Genomic DNA, 20,244 nt, shown 5'->3' with positions numbered 1-20,244 from the left:
TCTGCACGCTCCGCTGCCGCTTCTGGTCCGGTGCCGGCCGTGTGGGTTCGCGAAGAGGCAGGCGACCGGAGCCTAGACGCTCACCGGGTGTCGGGGAACAGCCGGGGGGCCGCCCGCCCCAGGACGTCACGGTCTCGTGATGATTGTGCGTCCTGGCGGGTCTCGTCCGCTCAGACCCGGGGCAGGGACTCTGCGGCGATTCCACCCTCGATGGCCAGGATGCGGTGCAGCCGGGTGGCCACGAGGAGTCGCTGCATCTGCGGTGGCACGCCGCGCAGCACGAGGCGCCGGCCGCAACGGCCGGCCCGTCGGTGCGCTCCCATGATGACCCCGAGACCGGTGGCGTCCCAGGAGTCGAGATTGCTCAGGTCGAGCACGAGGTCGCCCACTCCGTCGTCGACGGCCGCGTGCAGGACCGTTCGGGCGTCCGCCGCGCTCCGGACGTCGAGGCGGCCCCCGACGACCAGCTCGGCATGGTCGCCCCTGATGTGCATATGCGCTCCCCGAGAGTGCTTTTGTCCGTCAGGTCTGACTTGTGCGTCGGTTCTCTGACTCTGCGTTCGATTGTCGCGTTCGACCGTGAGCTTCGACTGCGTATTTCTATGCACCAACTGACTGCCACACGGGCAGAGAAGTTGCCGTCTGTAAGCGAACCGATACCGAATTCACCCTGAAGGGTGAAGGTACGCAGGGGCGTACGGCCCCCGCGCACCCGGGGTCGGAGTTCAGTGCTTGTAGAAGCCCTGCCCGCTCTTGCGTCCGATGTCACCGGCGTCCACCATCCGGCGCATCAGCTCCGGCGGCGCGAACTTCTCGTCCTGCGACTCCGTGTAGATGTTGCCGGTGGCGTGGAGCAGGATGTCGACGCCGGTCAGGTCGGCGGTGGCCAGCGGTCCCATCGCGTGGCCGAAGCCGAGCTTGCAGGCGATGTCGATGTCCTCGGCGGTCGCCACGCCCGACTCGTACAGCTTGGCGGCCTCCACGATGAGCGCCGAGATCAGACGGGTGGTCACGAAGCCCGCGACGTCGCGGTTGACGACGATGCAGGTCTTGCCCACGGACTCGGCGAACTCACGGGCGGTGGCGAGCGTTTCGTCGCTGGTCTTGTAACCGCGGACGAGTTCGCACAGCTGCATCATGGGAACGGGCGAGAAGAAGTGGGCGCCGACGACGCGCTCCGGCCGCTCGGTCACGGCCGCGATCTTGGTGATCGGGATGGCGGAGGTGTTGGACGCCAGCACCGCCTCGTCACGCACCAGCTTGTCGAGCGCACGGAAGATCTCGTGCTTCACCTCGAGCTTCTCGAAGACCGCCTCGACGACGATGTCCGCGTCGGCGACCGCGTCGAGGTCCGTGGTCGTGGTGATGCGCCCCAACGCGGCCTCGGCGTCGGCCGCTTCGAGCCTCCCCTTGGCCACGAACCTGTCGTACGACGCCTTGATGCCGTCGGTACCGCGGGTCAGGGCCGCGTCGGTGACGTCACGCAGCACGACGTCCCAGCCCGCCTGGGCGGAGACCTGCGCGATACCGGACCCCATGAGTCCGGCCCCGATGACGGCGAGCTTCCTGGCCACTGAGCACCCCTTAACACACGTTTACATATCGGATCTCTGCGGAGGTTAGCGGCCTCGGGGCGCCGTGTGGCGACGAAGAGATGCGCGTCACGTCTCAGATGACGGACATCACACCGGGAGGCGCGAGGGGGCCGCTCCACGTGCCGCCCGGGCGGTGCCCGCACGGTCCAGCCGGGCCCGGGGACCCCCGGGCACGCCGGGCCCCGTACGCGAGCAGCCACCGGGAAGACCTCGGCGCGACGGACGGCCCACCGCCCCGTGGCGGTACGCCTCGACGGGCCACGGCGACCGCCCCCGCGCGGGGCGGCACACCTCCGCGGACACGGCTTAGGCTGGCCGCATGGTCAATCTGACGCGCATCTACACGCGCACCGGCGACAAGGGCACCACGGCGCTCGGGGACATGAGCCGCACGAGCAAGACCGATGTGCGCATCTCCGCGTACGCGGACGCCAACGAGGCCAACGCGGCCATCGGCACCGCCATCGCGCTCGGCGGGCTCCCGGAAGAGGTCGTGAAGGTCCTCGTGCGGGTCCAGAACGACCTCTTCGACGTCGGGGCGGACCTTTCCACACCCGTCACGGAGAACCCGGAGTACCCGCCGCTGCGCGTGGAACAGCAGTACATCGACAAGCTGGAGGCGGACTGCGACCGCTTCCTCGCCGACCTGGACAAGCTCCGCTCGTTCATCCTGCCGGGCGGCACTCCGGGCGCCGCGCTGCTGCACCAGGCGTGCACGGTGGTGCGGCGGGCCGAGCGCTCCACCTGGGCGGCCATGGAGGTGCACGGCGAGACGATGAACCCGCTGACGGCGACCTATCTCAACAGGCTGTCCGACCTGCTCTTCATCCTCGCCAGGACGGCGAACAAGGAGGTCGGGGACGTCCTCTGGGTGCCCGGCGGCGAGCGCTAGGCGTACTGCCCCGCGCGGCGCGCCCACAGCGGTCCGGGCGCCGGGCTAGCTCTCGACGCGGGCCGGCGCGCGCCCCGCGTCCTCGTCCCGGGCGCCCGCCGGAACCTTCTCCGGGCCCCTCCTCGGGGCCTTCTTCGGAAAGAGCGCGTAGCTCAGCGCGAAGAGTCCGTGGAAGGCCACGATCCGCCAGGAGGTGTGCATCCAGCTCTCCAGCGAACCCGTCCGCGCGGCGTCGCCGACGTACCAGGCGGCGGCCAGCAGCAGGCCGGTGGCGACGGCCGCGCCGACCACCGTGCCCAGCCAGACCCGGCCCTCGTGCCGGGCGCGGGCGGCGCCGTGGCGCGGGGGCTTCACGGGCGGCGGACCGCCGCCGAGGCGGTGCGCGGCATGGCCGTCGAGCCACTTGACGGTCCGGTGGCCGTGGCCCACGGTGTAGCCGATGTAGAGCGCGGCGAGGCCGTGCTTCCAGCTCGGGTCGGCCCCGTTCCTGAGGTCGAGGGCCGTCACCACCAGCAGGACGACCTCCAGCAGCGGCTCCATGAGCAGGATGGCCAGCCCGGTTCTGGGCATCCCGAGCGGATAGCGCGCGGCGAGACCGGCCGCCAGCAGCACCCAGAATCCGACCTCGCAGACGATGATCAGCGTGACGATCACGGTGGTTCCCCCTTCGTACCGGAACCAGGCTCCCCGACGGCGCACCGGGACGCGTCGTCGTCACCGACGAACCGTGACTGCATCCTTCGATGTACCCGGGCTCACCCCGGGCGGGGAGGCCGGGAGGCTTTCCGGCGTGTTTCATGGGGTGGTGACCATCCCACGCCCCCATCGCCACGACGTCCTCATCGCCGTCACCGGCCTCGCCGGCGGTCTGCTGCTGTGGTCGCTCGGTCTGCACACCACCGAGGGCGGCCGTCCGCTGTCCGGGTCGTGGGTCACGCTCGTACCGCTCTTCGCCATGTCGGTGCTGGAGCTGCTGCGGCGGACCATGCCGAGGACGGCGCTGCTCGCCGGCACGGCAGCGATCGTGGCGGACCAGTTCACACCGGGGAACCTCGCGACGGTCCTGATGTTCACGGACATCGTGTACGCGGCCGTCGTGTACGGCCCACCGGCCTCGGCCCGGCGCATCCCGTACGCCACCGGGCTGGTCACGGTCGGGGCGACGATCGGTTTCCTCACCTGGTTCCGGCATCCCTCCGCGCTGCTGGTCGGGGTGGTCGTGGGACTGGTGTCGTTCGGCCCGGCCGCGACCGGCGCGCTCGTGCGCGACCACCGCGAGGCCGCGGAGGCGGCACGGCTGCGTGCGGAGCAGACGGCGCTGCTCGCCGAGATGGACCGGCGGGAGGCGATCATCGCCGAGCGCGCCCGGATGGCCCGGGAACTGCACGACCTGGTCGCCAACCACCTCTCCGCGATCGCCATCCACTCCACCGCGGCGCTGTCCCTGGACGAACCCGCGACGACGCGGCAGGCACTCACCGTCATCCGGGAGAACAGCGTGGAGGGCCTGGCGGAGATGCGGCGGCTGATCGGGCTGCTGCGGGACAGCGGCGACGGGGCCGAGCCCGCCGTCGCCCCCACCCTGGCCGGCGTGGACGCGCTCGTGGCGCAGGCCCGCACCAACGGCGCTGCGAGCGGACTGGACTTCATGCTGGACGACGCGATCGACACGGACACGGCGCCTCCCGTCCCGGTGGCGCTCGCGGCCTACCGGATCGTGCAGGAGTCGCTCACGAACGCACTGAAGCACGCGGACGCGGGGAAGGTCGCCGTCCGGCTCACCGGCACCACCGGCCGGGCGCTGACGGTGACGGTGACGAGTCCTTACGGCAACGGGCCGGGGCCGCGGGCGCCGGGGTCGGGCGCCGGCCTGGTCGGGATGCGGGAGCGGATCGTGCTGCTGGGCGGCGAGTTCGAGGCGGGACCCGAGCCCGGCCCGGCCGGCGGCCCGGCGAAGATCTGGCGGGTACGGGCGGTGCTGCCCATGGTGGACGACAAGGAGCCCTCGGCATGATCCGGGTAGTGGTCGCGGAGGACCAGAAGTCCGTCAGGGCCGGTCTGGTCCTGATTCTGGGCAGCGCCCCCGACATCGAGGTGGTGGGCGAGGCCGGGGACGGCGAGCAGGCGGTACGGCTGGCGCGCGGGCTGCGGCCCGATCTGGTGCTGATGGATGTGCAGATGCCGCGGCTGGACGGGGTCTCGGCGACCCGTCAGGTCGTCGCGGAGGACCTCGCGGACGTCCTGGTGCTGACGACGTTCGACCTCGACGAGTACGTCTTCGGCGCACTGCGCGCGGGGGCCGCCGGCTTCCTGTTGAAGAACACCGAGGCGAAGGATCTGATCGAGGGGGTGCGCACGGTCGCGCGCGGCGAGGGCCTGGTCGCGCCGGCGGTGACCCGGCGGCTGCTCGCCGAGTTCGCCTCGCCCACGCCCGTGCCGTCGCCGGACGCTCCGGACACGGCCGTGCTCGACGTGCTGACGCGGCGTGAGCGCGAGGTGCTGTCCTGTCTGGGCGAAGGGCTGTCCAACGCCGAGATCGCGGTGCGGCTGCGGATGGCCGAGGCCACGGTGAAGACCCACGTCAGCAGGCTGCTGGGCAAGCTGGAGCTGCGCAGCCGGGTGCAAGCGGCCGTACTGGCACAGGAGTTGGGGATCTGACAGCGGCGGGCCGCCCCGCCCCGCCGCTGGTCTGGACCTCTTGACGATTGGTCCAGACCTTCCTACGCTCGCCGCACGCACACCGCGGTGAGCCCCGCGGAGTGCTCTGCACGGACCGACCCCCGACCCCGTCCGTCCGCGAACTCGAGGAGCACCCTTGAGCACGACTACCCCCCGCCCCAGAAGCAGATTCAGATCCCGAGCGACGGCGGGACTCACCGCCCTGCTGCTCCCCCTCGCCGCCATGGTCGGACTCGCCACACCGGCCCAGGCGGCCACCTCCGTCACCGCCACGTACGCCAAGGTCCAGGACTGGGGCAGCGGCTTCGAGGGCAAGTGGACGGTGAAGAACACCGGCACCACCTCGCTCAGCACCTGGACCGTCGAGTGGGACTTCCCCTCCGGCACGTCCGTGACCTCCGCGTGGGACGCCGACGTCACCGGCTCGGGCACCCACTGGACCGCGAGGAACAAGAGCTGGAACGGCACCCTCGCCCCCGGCGCCTCGGTGTCCTTCGGCTTCAACGGCGCCGGCGCCGGCTCGCCCGCCAACTGCCGGATCAACGGCGGTTCCTGCGACGGCGGTACGGTCCCCGGTGACAACCCTCCGTCCGCGCCCGGAACCCCGTCCGCCGGAGGTGTCACCAACACCTCGGTGACGCTCAGCTGGACCGCGGCCACCGACGACAAGGGCATCAAGAACTACGACGTCCTCCGCGACGGCACGCGCGTCGCGACCGTCACCGGCCTCACGTACACCGACACCGGACTCACCGCGGGCACCGACTACTCGTACACGGTGCGGGCCCGCGACACCGCCGACCAGACCGGACCCGCCAGCGGCGCCCGCGCCGTGCGGACCACCGGCGGCGACCCGGGACCCGGGCCTGGCCCCGGCTCGAAGATCAAGCTCGGCTACTTCACCAACTGGGGCGTCTACGGCCGCAACTACCACGTCAAGAACCTGGTGACCTCCGGCACCGCCGCCAAGATCACCCACATCAACTACGCCTTCGGCAACGTGCAGAACGGCCAGTGCACCATCGGCGACTCCTACGCCGACTACGACAAGGCCTACACCGCCGACCAGTCGGTCGACGGCGTCGCCGACACCTGGGACCAGCCGCTGCGCGGCAACTTCAACCAGCTCCGCAAGCTCAAGCAGCGCTACCCGCACATCAAGATCCTGTGGTCCTTCGGCGGCTGGACCTGGTCGGGCGGCTTCCCGCAGGCCGTCCAGAACCCGACCGCGTTCGCCAACTCCTGCTACAACCTGGTCGAGGACCCGCGCTGGGCCGACGTCTTCGACGGCATCGACCTCGACTGGGAGTACCCGAACGCCTGCGGCCTGTCCTGCGACACCAGCGGCCCCGCCGCCTTCAAGAACATGATGCAGGCCATGCGCACCAAGTTCGGTCCGAACAACCTGGTCACGGCCGCCATCACGGCCGACGCGAGCTCCGGCGGAAAGATCGACAAGACCGACTACGCGGGCGCCGCGCAGTACTCCGACTGGTACAACGTGATGACGTACGACTTCTTCGGCGCCTTCGACGCGGACGGCCCGACCGCCCCGCACTCGCCGCTCACGTCGTACGCGGGCATCCCTCAGCAGGGCTTCACCTCGGCTGAGGCGATCGCCAAGCTCAAGGCCCAGGGCGTTCCGGCGGGCAAGCTGCTGCTCGGCATCGGCTTCTACGGCCGGGGCTGGACTGGTGTCACCCAGTCCGCGCCGGGCGGTTCGGCCACCGGACCTGCCCCCGGCACGTACGAACAGGGCATCGAGGACTACAAGGTCCTCAAGAACAGCTGTCCCGCGAACGGCACCGTCGCCGGGACGGCCTACGCCCACTGCGGCTCCAACTGGTGGAGCTACGACACCCCGGCGACCATCGGCAGCAAGATGAGCTGGGCGAAGAACCAGAGCCTGGGAGGCGCGTTCTTCTGGGAGTTCAGCGGGGACACCGCGAACGGTGAGCTGGTGAGCGCGATCAGCACGTCGCTGGGATAGCCGCAGCACGCGAACGGGGGTGGTGCCCGGCACCACCCCCGTTTCCCGTACGGCACGACGTGGGCGGGCGGCTCACCCCGCGCCCCGGCGCCGCCCTACACCGTCACCGGATAGGACAGCAGAAGGCTCACGGCCGCCAGCAGTGCCGCCACGGTGAGCCCGAGCAGCACACGCTGCGCTCGCCCCGCGCGGGCCCGCCCGGCCACCGCGGCGAAGAACAGGACCAGCGCGAACAGCACGGCGGTCAGCACGTAGTTGTCCGATCGCTGGTTCGCCTGGCGCGCCGTCGCCGACTTCCGTTCCGCCTGGCTGAGCAGACGATCGGCCGCCTCGTCGGCGGCGAGTCGGTACTCCGGCATGGCGAAGGGCGTCGGCGGCGCCTCGGGGTTCGTCAGCGGACGGTTCAGGAGCCAGGCGGACACGGCCGGCTTGAACTCCTGGCGGAACCGGGCGAAGAGGAAACCTGAGACGCTGTTCGGGTCCGGTGTGTACACACCCTCGGGCCGCTTCGACGGGTCGGCGGCGATCTCCTCGTTGAGCGCGGTGAGCCACTGCGTGAAGGAGATGACGTCGATGGTCACGAGCTGGCCCGCCTCGGCCGAACGCCGGGAGGACTCGGTGCGCGCCGCGGACGCCTGCGCGTAGGAGTTCGCCTGCACACCACTCCACTTGGCGCTCTGGAAACCGGCCCACGCGGTACCGACCGCTGCCAGCGCGAGGATGACCGTCAGAAAGAGTTCGATACGGTCCCGTCCGCGCCGCGCCTCCACCGGTTCGTCACCGGCCGGACCTCCCGTCCCGGCACTCGCCCGGTCCGGTCCGCCGTCGTCCGCGCCCTCCTCGGCACGCCCGTCCGCTGTGCTCATGGCGCGAGCCTATGGGTGCGGAGATCGGAAAGTGACGCCAACCGGTCCGCAGTCGTCCGGGCGGGGGCGCAACGAGCCGAGTATCACCCGGATTCCGTAAGGACACCGGACCGGCCGCGGGGCAAGGGCCCTCCCCCGGACTCCGTCCGGGGGCACCCCCAACCAACGAGGACCCTTCAACCAGGCCACATTGACCCTCCCCCAGACTCCGTCCGGGGGCACCCCCAACCAACGAGGACCCTTCAACTAGGCCACATTGACTCGTTGGCCAGGAGGTGCCGCCTCCAGCCAGGCCAGGAAGCCGGTGAGCGCGTCCTCGCTCATGGCCAGTTCGAGGCGGGTGCCGTGGTGCAGACAGCCGAGGACGACCGCGTCCGACAGAAGCGCCAGCTCCTCCTCGCCCTCGGGCAGGCGCCGGGAGACCACCTCGATCGCCGAGCGCTCCAGGGCGCGCCGCGGGCGGAGGGCATAGGAGAAGACCCGGAACCACTCCACCCGGTCGCCGTTGTAGCGGGCCACGCCGTACACCCAGCCCTTGCCCGAGTGGTCGCCGCCCTCCGGCACGTTCCAGCGCAGGCTGCAGTCGAAGGTGCCGCCCGAGCGCTGGATCAGCCTGCGGCGCAGACCGAAGACGAAGAGCCCGATCACCACCAGTGCGACGACCAGTCCGCTCACGAGCAGAGCGAGGAACATCTTCACCGACCTCCTCGCTTCGTCCCGTAGCGGAATACGACCTGCACCTGCATCTGCACCTGCATCGCCTCAGCCGCGACCTGGTCTGGAGAAGTCCAGTCCGGGCCGCGGCTGAGAGTGGTTCATCGGCGGGGTGCGCTCAACGCACCGCCACCGCGCGCAGCCGAACCTCGGCGCGCCGCTCGGCGGCGGCGTCGTCGTCGGCCTTGGCGCGCTCCAGCGCACGCTCGGCGCGCTGGGCGTCGATCTCGTCCGCCAGCTCGGCGATCTCCGCCAGCAGCGACAGCTTGTTGTCGGCGAACGACATGAAACCGCCGTGCACCGCGGCGACGACCGTTCCCTCGTTCGTACGGATGGTCACCGGGCCCGACTCCAGCACACCGAGCAGCGGCTGGTGACCGGGCATGACGCCGATGTCGCCGGACGTGGTGCGCGCGACGACCAGGTTGGCCTCGCCGGACCAGACCTGGCGGTCGGCGGCGACCAGCTCGACGTGCAGCTCAGCAGCCAAGGGTGGCTCCTCGGGTCACCACCCGGCGGTCATGCCGGGTGTTGGGTCATAAGTCTAATGGGGGCCCGGGCGCCGAAACGCCCGGGGCCGTCCGGGGCCCGCCGCGCGGGCGGCTGATTCAGTACCCCGGAAGGGCGTGAGAAGGGGGGCGGGACGGACCCCGCCCCCCGTCATGAGTCACGGGACTCAGGAGACGCCGAGCTCCTTGGCGTTCTTCTTGAGGTCCTCGAGACCACCGCACATGAAGAAGGCCTGCTCCGGGAAGTGGTCGAAGTCGCCGTCGCAGATCGCGTTGAACGCGGCGATCGACTCGTCCAGCGGAACGTCCGAACCGTCCACACCGGTGAACTGCTTCGCCGCGTGGGTGTTCTGGGACAGGAACCGCTCGACACGACGGGCACGGTGGACGACCAGCTTGTCCTCCTCGCCCAGCTCGTCGATGCCGAGGATCGCGATGATGTCCTGGAGGTCCTTGTACTTCTGCAGGATCCCCTTGACGCGCATGGCGGTCGTGTAGTGGTCCTGCGAGATGTAGCGCGGGTCCAGGATGCGGGACGTGGAGTCCAGCGGGTCCACCGCGGGGTAGATGCCCTTCTCGGAGATCGGACGGGAGAGAACCGTCGTCGCGTCGAGGTGGGCGAAGGTGGTCGCCGGCGCCGGGTCGGTCAGGTCGTCCGCGGGGACGTAGATCGCCTGCATCGAGGTGATCGAGTGACCGCGGGTCGAGGTGATGCGCTCCTGGAGGAGGCCCATCTCGTCCGCCAGGTTCGGCTGGTAACCCACCGCGGACGGCATACGGCCGAGCAGGGTGGACACCTCGGAACCCGCCTGGGTGAAGCGGAAGATGTTGTCGATGAAGAACAGCACGTCCTGCTTCTGCACATCGCGGAAGTACTCCGCCATGGTCAGACCGGCCAGGGCGACGCGCAGACGGGTGCCCGGGGGCTCGTCCATCTGGCCGAAGACCAGGGCGGTCTTGTCCAGAACACCGGACTCTTCCATCTCGGCGATGAGGTCGTTGCCCTCACGGGTGCGCTCACCGACGCCGGCGAACACGGAAACACCCTCGTGCAGCTTCGCCACACGCATGATCATTTCCTGGATGAGGACGGTCTTGCCGACACCGGCACCACCGAACAGACCGATCTTTCCACCCTTGACGTACGGGGTGAGAAGGTCGACGACCTTCAGGCCGGTCTCGAACATCTCGGTCTTCGACTCGAGGTCCTCGAACTTCGGGGCCTTGCGGTGGATCTCCCAGCGCTCGGACTCCTGGCCGTTCGCCTCCGGCTCGTTCAGCACCTCACCGAGGGTGTTGAACACCTTGCCCTTGGTGAAGTCACCGACCGGGACGGTGATGCCCTTGCCCGTGTCGGTCACCGCGGCCTGGCGGACCAGACCGTCGGTGGGCTGCATCGAGATGGTGCGGACGACGCCCTCGCCGAGGTGCTGCGCGACCTCGAGCGTGAGGGTCTTGGTGGTGCCCGGGTTCGCCGGGTCCGGCACCTCGACGTTCAGCGCGTTGTAGATCTCCGGCATCGCGTCGACGGGGAACTCCACGTCGACGACCGGGCCGATGACCCGCGCGACGCGGCCAGTGGCCACGCCAGCAGGAGCGGTCGGCTCAACAGTGGTGGTCATTAGTAGTCACTCCCCGCGGTCGCGTCGGCCAGGGCGCTCGCGCCACCGACGATCTCGCTGATTTCCTGGGTGATGTCGGCCTGGCGGGCCGCGTTGGCAAGTCGGGTGTACGTGTTGATCAGATCACCCGCGTTGTCGGTCGCCGACTTCATCGCCTTGCGGCGGGACGCGTGCTCGGAAGCCGCGGCCTGCAGCAGTGCGTTGTAGATCCGGCTCTCGACGTACCGCGGAAGCAGTGCGTCGAGGACGTCCTCCGCCGACGGCTCGAAGTCGAACAGCGGAAGCAGTTCGTCCTTCCCGCCGCCCCCGGTCTCCGCCTTCGCCTCGTCGAGGCTGAGCGGCAGCAGCCGGCCGTCGATCGGCGTCTGCGTCAGCATCGAGACGAACTCGGTGAAGACGATGTGGAGCTCGTCCACGCCGCCCTCGGCCGTCTCCTTCTCGATCGCCTCGATCAGCGGTGCCGCGATCTCCTTGGCGTTGGCGTACGACGGGTTGTCGGTGAAGCCCGTCCACGAGTCCGCGATCTTCAGTTCACGGAAGCCGTAGTAGGCCACGCCCTTGCGGCCGACGACATAGGTGTCGACCTCCTTGCCCTCGCCGCGGAGCCGCTCGGTCAGCCGGGCGGCCGTCTTGATGGCGTTCGAGGAGTAGCCGCCGGCCAGCCCGCGGTCGCTCGTGAGGAGCAGGACCGCGGCACGGGCCGGGGACTCCGCCTCCGTGGTCAGCGGGTGCTTCGTGTTCGAACCGGTGGCCACCGCCGTGACCGCGCGGGTCAGCTCGGTCGCGTACGGCGTTGAGGCCGCCACCTTGCGCTGCGCCTTGACGATGCGCGAGGCGGAGATCATCTCCATCGCCTTGGTGATCTTCTTCGTCGCGGTGACCGACTTGATACGACGCTTGTAGACCCGGAGCTGGGCTCCCATGAGTCAGGTCCCTTCCGTCGTCACTTCGAGACGTTGACGGTCGCCGGAGCGTCCTCGCCGAGCAGCCTGCCGTCGGAGGTCTCGAACTGCTTCTTGAAGTCGGCGATCGCCTCGGCCAGCTTCTCGAGCAGGTCGTCGGACATCTTGCCGCCCTCGCGGATGGAGGTCATCAGCGTCTTGTGCTCGCGGTGCAGGAACTCGAGCAGCTCGGACTCGAAGCGGCGGATGTCCTCGACCGGGACGTCGTCCATCTTGCCGGTGGTGCCGGCCCAGATGGAGACGACCTGGTTCTCCGTCGGGTACGGGGCGTACTGCGGCTGCTTCAGCAGCTCGACCATGCGCTTGCCGCGCTCCAGGGCGGACTTGGAAGCGGCGTCCAGGTCGGAACCGAAGGCGGCGAACGCCTCCAGCTCGCGGTACTGGGCCAGGTCCACACGGAGTCGGCCGGAGACCTGCTTCATGGCCTTGTGCTGGGCGGAGCCACCGACGCGGGAGACCGAGATACCGACGTTCAGGGCCGGGCGCTGACCGGCGTTGAACAGGTCGGACTCCAGGAAGCACTGGCCATCGGTGATGGAGATGACGTTGGTCGGGATGAACGCCGAGACGTCGTTGGCCTTGGTCTCGACGATCGGCAGACCGGTCATCGAACCGGCGCCCATGTCGTCGGACAGCTTGGCGCAGCGCTCCAGAAGACGGGAGTGCAGGTAGAAGACGTCACCCGGGTAGGCCTCACGGCCCGGCGGGCGGCGCAGCAGCAGCGACACGGCGCGGTAGGCGTCGGCCTGCTTCGACAGGTCGTCGAAGACGATGAGGACGTGCTTGCCCTCGTACATCCAGTGCTGGCCGATGGCCGAGCCGGTGTACGGCGCCAGGTACTTGAAGCCGGCCGGGTCGGACGCCGGGGCGGCGACGATCGTCGTGTACTCGAGTGCACCGGCCTCCTCCAGCGCGCCACGCACGGACGCGATGGTGGAGCCCTTCTGGCCGACGGCGACGTAGATGCAGCGGACCTGCTTCTTCGGGTCGCCCGAGCGCCAGTTGTCGCGCTGGTTGATGATCGTGTCGACGGCCAGGGCGGTCTTGCCGGTCTGGCGGTCGCCAATGATCAGCTGACGCTGGCCGCGGCCGACCGGGGTCATCGCGTCGACGGCCTTGTAGCCCGTCTCCATGGGCTCGTGGACCGACTTGCGCTGCATGACCGTGGGGGCCTGCAGCTCGAGGGCGCGGCGGCCCGAGGTCTCGATCTCGCCGAGGCCGTCGATCGGGTTGCCGAGCGGGTCGACAACGCGGCCGAGGTAGCCCTCGCCGACGGCGACGGACAGGACCTCGCCGGTGCGCTGGACCGGCTGGCCCTCCTCGATGCCGCTGAACTCACCGAGGACGATGGCACCGATCTCGCGGTCCTCGAGGTTGAGGGCGAGGCCGAGGGTGCCGTCCTCGAACTTCAGCAGTTCGTTGGCCATCGTCGAGGGAAGACCCTCGACCTTCGCGATGCCGTCGCCGGCAAGGCTGACCGTACCGACCTCCTCGCGCGAGGCCGCGTCCGGCTTGTACGACTGGACAAAGTTCTCCAGCGCGTCCCGGATCTCCTCCGGCCGGATCGTGAGCTCCGCCATCTGGGTTCCCTGCTCTCCTTGTTGGGCCCGAAGTTTCTTTGGGGGTCTGGGGCTGTGTCCATGACGGCTCGCGCCGCGGGACCCCCAGGAATCCTCTGCGGCCCAACCGGGCCGCTCTAGCAATTCTTGTTTGACTTGGTGGCCGGTCAGCCCGCGAGACGGCGCTGCGCCTCGGCGATGCGGTCCAGGACCGTACCGTCGATCAGCTCGTCGCCGACCCGCACCGAGATCCCGCCGAGGACCTCGGGGTCCACGTCCAGGTTCAGGTGCATCTCGCGGCCGTACACGTTCGCCAGTACGGCTCCGAGGCGCTGCTTCTGCCGGTCGGACAGCGGTACCGCGGAGGTGACCACGGCGACCGTCCGGTTCCGGCGCTCGGCGGCGAGCTTGGAGAGGGACTCGAGTCCCGCTTCCAGGCTACGTCCACGCGGGGCCGTGACGAGACGGGCCACTAGCCGCTCGGTGCCGGCGTTGGCCTTGCCCCCGAGGAGGCTGCGGACCAGCTGGGACTTGGCGGCCACCGTGGCGGTCCGGTCGGTCAGCGCGGCGCGCAGCTCCGGGTTGGAGGAGACGATCCGGCCGAACCGGAACAGCTCGTCCTCCACGTCGTCCAGGGCGCCGGCCTTCTGCGCGGCCGTGAGCTCGGCGGTGGTCGCCAGCTCCTCGAGCGCGTCCACCAGGTCGCGGGACTGCGACCAGCGGGAACGGACCATGCCGGAGACCAGGTCGACGGCCTCGCCGCCCACCTGACCGCTCAGCAGTCGCGCGGCCAGCTCGACCTTGCCCTCACCGGGCTGCGCCGGGTCGGTCAGGACCCGACGCAGCGACACCTCGCGGTCGAGCAGCGCGGTAACGGCGACCAGCTCCTCGGCGAGCTTCGCCGCGTCGACCGACGTGCTGTCGGTCAGCGCGTCGAGACGCTCGCGTGCGGCGGCCAGTGCCTCGCGGCTCGCTCCGTTCATCGGGCAGCCTCGGCCTTCTCCTCGAGCTCGTCGAGGAAGCGGTCGATGACGCGGCTCTGGCGGGCGTGGTCCTCGAGGGACTCACCGACCAGCTTGCCGGCCAGGTCGGTGGCGAGCTTGCCCACGTCCTGGCGCAGCGCGGACGCCGCTGCCTTGCGGTCGGCCTCGATCTGGGCGTGACCGGCGGCGACGATCTCCTCGCGCTGCCGCTGGCCTTCCGCGCGCATCTCGGCGATGATCGCGGCGCCCTGCTCCGTGGCCTCCTGGCGCAGACGCGCGGCCTCGTGACGGGCCTCGGCGAGCTGAGCGCGGTACTGCTCGAGCACGCTCTGGGCCTCGACCTGGGCCGCCTCGGCCTTCTCCATGCCGCCTTCGATGGCCTCGCGGCGCTCTTCCAGAACCTTGTTGATGTTCGGGAGGAGCTTCTTGGCGAGGAAGAAGAAGACGATGGCGAAGGCGATCGTGCCGACGAGCAGCTCGGGACCCGGGGGAAGGAGCGGGTTCTGCGCTCCCTCCGCCGCCAGCTGAAGGTTGGCGATCACATCAGTGCCTTTCGTCGATAAATGGTCGGTGAGGGCCTAGATCACGGACCGTAAACGAACGGCATGACGATGCCGATGAGGGCGAGCGCCTCACAGAAGGCGAAGCCGAGGATCTGGTTGGCACGGATCAGGCCGGCAGCCTCGGGCTGACGGGCCAGAGCCTGGGTGCCGTTACCGAAGACGATGCCGACGCCGATGCCGGGGCCGATGGCGGCGAGGCCGTAACCGATGGAGCCGAGCGAACCGGTGACAGCGGCGAGGGTCTCAGTGGCAGCCATGCTGATTCTTCCTTTTCATTCACGGACCGGTGGGGGTTGGCCACCGGACGTTCGGGGGGTGGTGCGGGCGAGGTGCGACTCAGTGGTGCTCGGCGAGAGCGCCCTGAATGTAGGAGCAGGCCAGCAGGACGAAGACGTACGCCTGGACGGCCTGGACGAAGAGCTCGAAGCCGATCATGCCCATCGTCATCACGAAGGAGACGCCGGCGGCCGGGATCAGCCAGCTGTTCAGCAGGTACCAGGAGGCGACGGTGAACATCACCAGCATCAGGTGACCGGCGAACATGTTGGCGAAGAGCCGGACCGCGTGGGTGAACGGGCGGACGAGCAGGTTCGAGAAGAACTCGATGAACGACACGAGCCACTTGATCGGGCCGAGCGAGGGGTCGTAACCGGTGATGTTCTTCCAGCCGCCGACGAAGCCGTGGCGCTTGAAGGTCAGGGACACCCAGAGCACGTAGACGATGAGCGCCAGGACCATCGGGTACGCGATGATCGACGCCACCGGGAACTGCGCCAGCGGGATCACGGACCAGATGTTCATGATCCATACGAAGAAGAAGATCGAGACCATCAGCGGGACGTACTTCTCGCCCTCGCGCTTTCCGATGGTCTCGTAGACGATCCCGCGGCGCACGAAGTCGTAGCCGGCCTCGCCGATCATCTGCAGCTTGCCCGGGACGACCTTCGCCTTGCCGAACGCCGCATAGAAGAAGCCGACGACGACGAGCGTGGTGATCAGCGCGAGCAGCATCACCTTGTTGAAGCCGTAGCCGCCGACGGTGAAGATCGGCTGGAAGAGGAAGGAGTGCAGGCCCGGTGCCGGAAAGCCACAGCCGTTGTCGGCCATGATGCGGCAGCTCCAGTCAAAGGCGAGCGTGGTCTGTTCAGCACTCACCGCGGGCTCCTTCGGCGTGACGCATGGGTTCGGCAACCTCGTTGTGTCGGCGCGGCGCGCAGCCGCGAGTCGGCACCGGACTGGTGTTTCGGATGTGGGGGCGGCGGTCAGGCATCGAGGCCTCGCGTTCGAGCAGGCGTCAGCTCAGATGCCCGCGCCCGCAGTGCCGCAGTTGGCACCGGACGATAGCAGTTTCTCGAACGCGCACTTATCCCGGCCCTACCCGTCACGTCGACGGCCCCGTCTTCTCGCCCTTGCGGGGATCCGACGGCTCCGGTTCGACGTAGAGGATCTTGGCCTTCATGTGGGCACGGGCCTGCGCGGCCACCCAGACGAGCGTCGACGCGACGATGGAGGCCGCGAACGTCCTGGGGTTGAACAGCGTGGTGTCCTTGAAGGCGGCGACGAAGATGAACAACACGAGCAACTGGGTCGTGTAGAGCATCAGGCCCATCGCCTGGAACAACTGCGGGAGGTGCTTCGCCGTCCTCTGCAGGACCACGATCCCGATCCCCATGAAGACGATGACCACCAGGGTGCCGACGATCGCGCCGAGGGCTCCCTTGCCGCCGGCGAGCACACCGCTGACGACCGCGGCGATCACGCCGACGGCAGCGGTGGGCACGACGGTCTGAAGGAGAGTCCGGACGTCGTTGGACGGCATGGCGGCGGCTCCGCGGGGTGGTGGGGGCACTGGTGTCGTCAAGGACGAGCGTAGATCCGGTCCGAGGTGGGTCTCGGGCACCGAGGACACCGTCGCACTGCGGTCTCCCGGCTCTGTCTCCGGCTCTCGTGAACCGTATCACAAACTATTTGAATAGGTCTTTACCCGCTGGTGTGCCAACTCTCACACATGAGAGTGAGGCCGCGCGTGTGTGCATGACGGTAGACCACTTTGTCTGGTAATGGCCTTGAATGAGCCTGGCGTCGGCATCCCGCGACGCACGGAGCGCAGGAACCCTGGTCCCTGCGACCACGGAGAAGACGCGCCCCGGTCCCGCGGCCGACCCACTCCGTTCGTCACATTGTGCGACCGATCGCACCATGCGTCTGTTGACGCTACTTCCTCGCCGCCGTGAACCGCGAGCGCGCGCCGATCGCCGTCGCCCCGTTGATGCCGGCAGGCACCGGGATGCGCCCCTCGTCGGGGCTGACCGCGGCAGCGTCGGCGGGATCGGTGGGATCCGGTGCCGTGGCGGCCGGGACGCCCGGTACCGCCGTGGGCGGCGCCGGCACCACGGGGCGCGGACGGCGGCGGTAGCGCGGCGGGACGAAGGACTCCGCCCAGCGCGGCGCCCGCGGGGTGAAGCGCGGCAGCAGCAGGAGCACCAGGCCCACGAAGCTGAGCACCACGATCGCGAAGACGATCCACATCGAGGCGCTGTGCACCGAGTACAGGACCACGCCGAACGCGATCAGGGCCGACCAGAAGTACATGATCAGCACCGCACGGCTGTGCGAGTGCCCGATCTCCAGCAGTCGGTGGTGGAGATGGCCGCGGTCGGCGGCGAAGGGCGACTTGCCCTTCCAGGTCCGGCGGACGATCGCCAGCAGCAGATCCGCCACGGGGATCGCGATGATCGTCAGCGGCAGCAGCAGCGGGATGAAGACCGGCAGTGCCGCGTGGGTGGCCTGCCGGGTGCTTCCCTCGAACAGCTTCAGCGCGTCCGGGTCCACCTGGCCGGTGACCGAGATCGCGGACGCGGCCAGCACCAGGCCGATCAGCATCGACCCCGAGTCGCCCATGAAGATCCGCGCCGGATGCATGTTGTGCGGCAGGAAGCCCAGGCACATGCCCATAAGGACGGAGGCGAACAGCGTCGCCGGGGCCGCGGCCTCGATCCCGTAGCCGAACCAGATCCGGTACGCGTACAGGAAGAACGCCGCGGACGCGATGCACACCATGCCCGCGGCCAGACCGTCCAGGCCGTCCACGAAGTTCACCGCGTTGATCGTGATGACGACCAGCGCGACCGTCAGCAGCGTGCCCTGCCACTGGGTCAGGGAGACCGTGCCGACGCCCGGGATCGGCAGCCACAGGATCGTCAGACCCTGCATCACCATCACGCCCGCGGCGATCATCTGGCCGCCGAGCTTGATCAGGGCGTCGATCTCGAACTTGTCGTCCAGCACACCGATCAGCCAGATCAGCGCGGCGCCGGAGAGCAGGGCGCGGGGTTCGTTGGACAGTTCGAACACGCTGTTGAGATTGCTCAGGTGGTCGGCGACGAGAAGGCCGGCGCAGAGGCCGAAGAACATGGCGATGCCGCCGAGCCGCGGCGTCGGTTCGCGGTGGACGTCGCGGGCCCGGATCTCCGGCATCGCTCCGGTCGCGATGGCGAACTTCCGCACCGGTCCGGTCAGAAGGTAGGTCACCGCAGCCGTGACACAGAGCGTCAGCAGGTAATCACGCACGGGCTGCCCCAGAGGAATCGCTGGCCATCTCAGCCCCACACACTAGCTTTGTTGGCCACATGCTTGAGGACATACGAGCGGCCCGGACGGTTGCAGGGCCTTCGCGTCTGCCCTCAATACGGCGGAAACCTCCCCACCAGTTCCCGCACCTCTTCGCGAACGCGGTGGATCTCCTCGCCCTCCGCACGCAGCGCCGTGGTGAAGAGCACGGCGATCCTCGCCATCTCGGCCTCACCCATGCCCTGGGTGGTGACGGCCGCGGTGCCGAGGCGGATGCCACGGCCGTCGCCGTACGGCAGCGCACAGGTGTCGAGCACCATCCCGGCGGCGGCGAGCCGACCGCGCGCCGTGCGGCCGTCCACGCCCAGCGGCGCCGGGTCCGCGGTGATCAGATGGGTGTCCGTGCCGCCGGTGGTGACCGCGAAGCCCTCCGCCTCCAGCCCTTCCGCCAGGACCCTGGCGTTGGCGACGACGTGGTGGGCGTAGCCGGCGAACCCCGGGGTCGCCGCCTCGCCGAAGGCCACGGCCTTTGCGGCGATCGTGTGCATCTGGGCACCACCCTGGGTGAAGGGGAACACCGCCCGATCGATCCGCTCCGCCAGATGGCTGCCGCAGAGGAGCATCCCTCCGCGCGGACCGCGCAGCACCTTGTGCGTCGTGGCGCACACGACGTCCGCGTACGGGACCGGACTGGGGGCCGCTCCCCCGGCGATCAGGCCCATCGGATGCGCGGCGTCGGCGATGAGGTACGCACCCACCTCGTCGGCGATCTCCCGGAACGCGGCGTAGTCGAGGTGCCGGGGGTAGGAGATCGAGCCGCAGACGATCGCCTTGGGGCGGTGCTCGCGGGCGAGCCTGAGGATGTGCTCGTGGTCGAGCAGCCCCGACTCGGCGTCGACGCCGTACGGCACGAACGTGAACCAGCGGCCGGAGAAGTTGGCCGGTGAGCCGTGTGTGAGGTGCCCGCCGAAGGCCAGGCCCATCGCGAGGACGGTGTCGCCCGGCCGCAGCAGCGCCGCGTACGCGGCGAGGACGGCCGAGGAGCCGGAGTGGGGCTGCACGTTGGCGTGGTCGGCGCCGAAGAGGGCGGTGGCGCGGTCGACGGCGATCCGTTCGGCGGCGTCGACGAGTTCGCAGCCGCCGTGGTGACGCGCACCGGGATAGCCCTCGGCGTACTTGTTGGCGAGCGGGGAGCCCAGCGCCGCGAGGACCGCCGGCGAGGTGAAGTTCTCCGCGGCGATCAGCTGGAGGCTGTCGGCCTGCCTGGTCGTCTCGGCGAGCACGACCTCGGCGATCTCGGGGTCCTGGCGGCGCAGAACGTCGAGGCCGGCGGGCGCGGCAGGGGTGCGGGCGGGTGCGGGGGTACTGACCGGCATCGTGGTCTCCCGGCCTCACGTGGGGGGGTGTACGGCCCCTCCAATGTAGGCCCGGGCGGGCATGGCCGCCCGGTGTCCGGCGGCCCGGATTCGGCCGTCCGGCCCTCGCCCCCGATCACCGGCCCGGGACCGCTCTTCCGGTGCTCGTCACCCGGGGCGGGGACGTGCGGCGTTCCGGGCCGCCACGCACGCCGACCGGGGCGACCGCGGCGGGTACGTCGTGGGGTCCGGCGTCCCGGACCGGGTGAGCGCGAGGACGAGGTGCGGGGACGACGGGCCGGAAGCGTGAGCGGCGGCCGTCGTCCGGAACGCCCCGGCCAGGGCCCGGGCGGGCCGGCCCCTGAGACGGTGCGGAGACCACGGG

The 20,244-nt window shown here is 69.7% G+C and carries 20 protein-coding genes; 4 read left to right on the top strand and 16 right to left on the bottom strand.

Going from position 1 to position 20,244, the window contains the following annotated elements:
* Positions 1 to 170: 170 nt before the first annotated feature.
* Positions 171 to 494, bottom strand: a complete 324-nt coding sequence (locus AB0J10_RS24000) for an STAS domain-containing protein (RefSeq protein ID WP_363064522.1) — start codon at positions 492 to 494, stop codon at positions 171 to 173.
* Positions 495 to 725: 231 nt separating this feature from the next.
* Positions 726 to 1,574, bottom strand: coding sequence for a 3-hydroxyacyl-CoA dehydrogenase family protein (locus AB0J10_RS23995; protein ID WP_363064521.1), 849 nt, complete (start codon positions 1,572 to 1,574; stop codon positions 726 to 728).
* 340 nt (positions 1,575 to 1,914) lie between these two features.
* Between AB0J10_RS23995 and AB0J10_RS23990 the strand changes: the two genes are divergently transcribed.
* Positions 1,915 to 2,487 (top strand): cob(I)yrinic acid a,c-diamide adenosyltransferase, encoded by a 573-nt coding sequence (locus tag AB0J10_RS23990; RefSeq protein ID WP_363064520.1) that lies wholly within the window; start codon positions 1,915 to 1,917, stop codon positions 2,485 to 2,487.
* Positions 2,488 to 2,532: 45 nt separating this feature from the next.
* Here AB0J10_RS23990 and AB0J10_RS23985 read toward each other — a convergent pair whose 3' ends face one another.
* On the bottom strand, positions 2,533 to 3,141 hold the full coding sequence (locus tag AB0J10_RS23985) for a hypothetical protein (protein WP_363064519.1): 609 nt from the start codon (positions 3,139 to 3,141) through the stop codon (positions 2,533 to 2,535).
* Between the two features lie 148 nt (positions 3,142 to 3,289).
* Here AB0J10_RS23985 and AB0J10_RS23980 point away from each other — a divergent pair, with 148 nt between their 5' ends.
* The 3 genes from AB0J10_RS23980 to AB0J10_RS23970 all read left to right on the top strand — a co-directional run bounded on the left by AB0J10_RS23980 (position 3,290) and on the right by AB0J10_RS23970 (position 7,156).
* Positions 3,290 to 4,501, top strand: coding sequence for a histidine kinase (locus tag AB0J10_RS23980; RefSeq protein ID WP_363064571.1), 1,212 nt, complete (start codon positions 3,290 to 3,292; stop codon positions 4,499 to 4,501).
* Positions 4,498 to 5,145 carry a response regulator transcription factor gene (locus AB0J10_RS23975; RefSeq protein WP_363064518.1) on the top strand — a complete coding sequence of 216 codons (648 nt, stop codon included), beginning with the start codon at positions 4,498 to 4,500 and terminating at the stop codon, positions 5,143 to 5,145. The genes AB0J10_RS23980 and AB0J10_RS23975 overlap by 4 nt, the downstream gene beginning before the upstream one ends.
* Positions 5,146 to 5,302: 157 nt before the next feature.
* On the top strand, positions 5,303 to 7,156 hold the full coding sequence (locus AB0J10_RS23970) for a glycoside hydrolase family 18 chitinase (RefSeq protein ID WP_363064517.1): 1,854 nt from the start codon (positions 5,303 to 5,305) through the stop codon (positions 7,154 to 7,156).
* Positions 7,157 to 7,251: 95 nt separating this feature from the next.
* Here AB0J10_RS23970 and AB0J10_RS23965 read toward each other — a convergent pair whose 3' ends face one another.
* The 13 genes from AB0J10_RS23965 to glyA all read right to left on the bottom strand — a co-directional run bounded on the left by AB0J10_RS23965 (position 7,252) and on the right by glyA (position 19,880).
* Entirely contained in the window at positions 7,252 to 8,022 is a 771-nt protein-coding gene (locus AB0J10_RS23965; RefSeq protein ID WP_363064516.1) for a hypothetical protein, read from the bottom strand.
* Between the two features lie 246 nt (positions 8,023 to 8,268).
* Positions 8,269 to 8,715: a DUF2550 domain-containing protein gene (locus tag AB0J10_RS23960; RefSeq protein WP_363064570.1), complete on the bottom strand. Its 447-nt coding sequence runs from the start codon at positions 8,713 to 8,715 to the stop codon at positions 8,269 to 8,271.
* A gap of 139 nt (positions 8,716 to 8,854) precedes the next feature.
* Positions 8,855 to 9,226, bottom strand: coding sequence for a F0F1 ATP synthase subunit epsilon (locus AB0J10_RS23955; protein ID WP_138053096.1), 372 nt, complete (start codon positions 9,224 to 9,226; stop codon positions 8,855 to 8,857).
* 186 nt (positions 9,227 to 9,412) lie between these two features.
* Positions 9,413 to 10,867, bottom strand: a complete 1,455-nt coding sequence (gene atpD, locus AB0J10_RS23950; protein WP_363064515.1) for a F0F1 ATP synthase subunit beta — start codon at positions 10,865 to 10,867, stop codon at positions 9,413 to 9,415.
* The gene (locus AB0J10_RS23945) at positions 10,867 to 11,790 is read right to left on the bottom strand and encodes a F0F1 ATP synthase subunit gamma (protein WP_363064514.1); all 924 of its coding nucleotides are present in this window, start codon (positions 11,788 to 11,790) and stop codon (positions 10,867 to 10,869) included. Before AB0J10_RS23945 ends, atpD begins: the two co-directional genes overlap by 1 nt.
* Before the next feature lie 20 nt (positions 11,791 to 11,810).
* Positions 11,811 to 13,409, bottom strand: a complete 1,599-nt coding sequence (atpA, locus tag AB0J10_RS23940; protein ID WP_363064513.1) for a F0F1 ATP synthase subunit alpha — start codon at positions 13,407 to 13,409, stop codon at positions 11,811 to 11,813.
* A gap of 146 nt (positions 13,410 to 13,555) precedes the next feature.
* Positions 13,556 to 14,371: a F0F1 ATP synthase subunit delta gene (locus AB0J10_RS23935; RefSeq protein ID WP_363064512.1), complete on the bottom strand. Its 816-nt coding sequence runs from the start codon at positions 14,369 to 14,371 to the stop codon at positions 13,556 to 13,558.
* Positions 14,368 to 14,913: a F0F1 ATP synthase subunit B gene (locus tag AB0J10_RS23930; protein ID WP_093662525.1), complete on the bottom strand. Its 546-nt coding sequence runs from the start codon at positions 14,911 to 14,913 to the stop codon at positions 14,368 to 14,370. The genes AB0J10_RS23935 and AB0J10_RS23930 overlap by 4 nt, the downstream gene beginning before the upstream one ends.
* A 41-nt stretch (positions 14,914 to 14,954) precedes the next feature.
* Complete coding sequence (gene atpE, locus AB0J10_RS23925; protein ID WP_027735301.1) at positions 14,955 to 15,191, bottom strand: ATP synthase F0 subunit C; 237 nt, start codon at positions 15,189 to 15,191, stop codon at positions 14,955 to 14,957.
* Positions 15,192 to 15,270: 79 nt separating this feature from the next.
* Positions 15,271 to 16,041: a F0F1 ATP synthase subunit A gene (atpB, locus tag AB0J10_RS23920; RefSeq protein WP_363064569.1), complete on the bottom strand. Its 771-nt coding sequence runs from the start codon at positions 16,039 to 16,041 to the stop codon at positions 15,271 to 15,273.
* A gap of 274 nt (positions 16,042 to 16,315) precedes the next feature.
* Positions 16,316 to 16,753, bottom strand: a complete 438-nt coding sequence (locus tag AB0J10_RS23915) for a hypothetical protein (RefSeq protein WP_363064511.1) — start codon at positions 16,751 to 16,753, stop codon at positions 16,316 to 16,318.
* A gap of 395 nt (positions 16,754 to 17,148) precedes the next feature.
* A complete protein-coding gene (locus tag AB0J10_RS23910) occupies positions 17,149 to 18,504 on the bottom strand; it encodes an MraY family glycosyltransferase (protein ID WP_363064510.1) in 1,356 nt (451 codons plus the stop codon).
* Positions 18,505 to 18,617: 113 nt separating this feature from the next.
* Complete coding sequence (gene glyA / locus AB0J10_RS23905) at positions 18,618 to 19,880, bottom strand: serine hydroxymethyltransferase (protein WP_363064509.1); 1,263 nt, start codon at positions 19,878 to 19,880, stop codon at positions 18,618 to 18,620.
* Positions 19,881 to 20,244: the final 364 nt, after the last annotated feature.

Source organism: Streptomyces sp. NPDC049887 (assembly GCF_040656535.1).
In the GTDB taxonomy this organism is placed as follows: Bacteria; Actinomycetota; Actinomycetes; order Streptomycetales; family Streptomycetaceae; genus Streptomyces.
The sequence above is the reverse complement of the archived record's forward strand: the minus strand, read 5'-3'. Positions and strand labels throughout refer to the sequence as shown.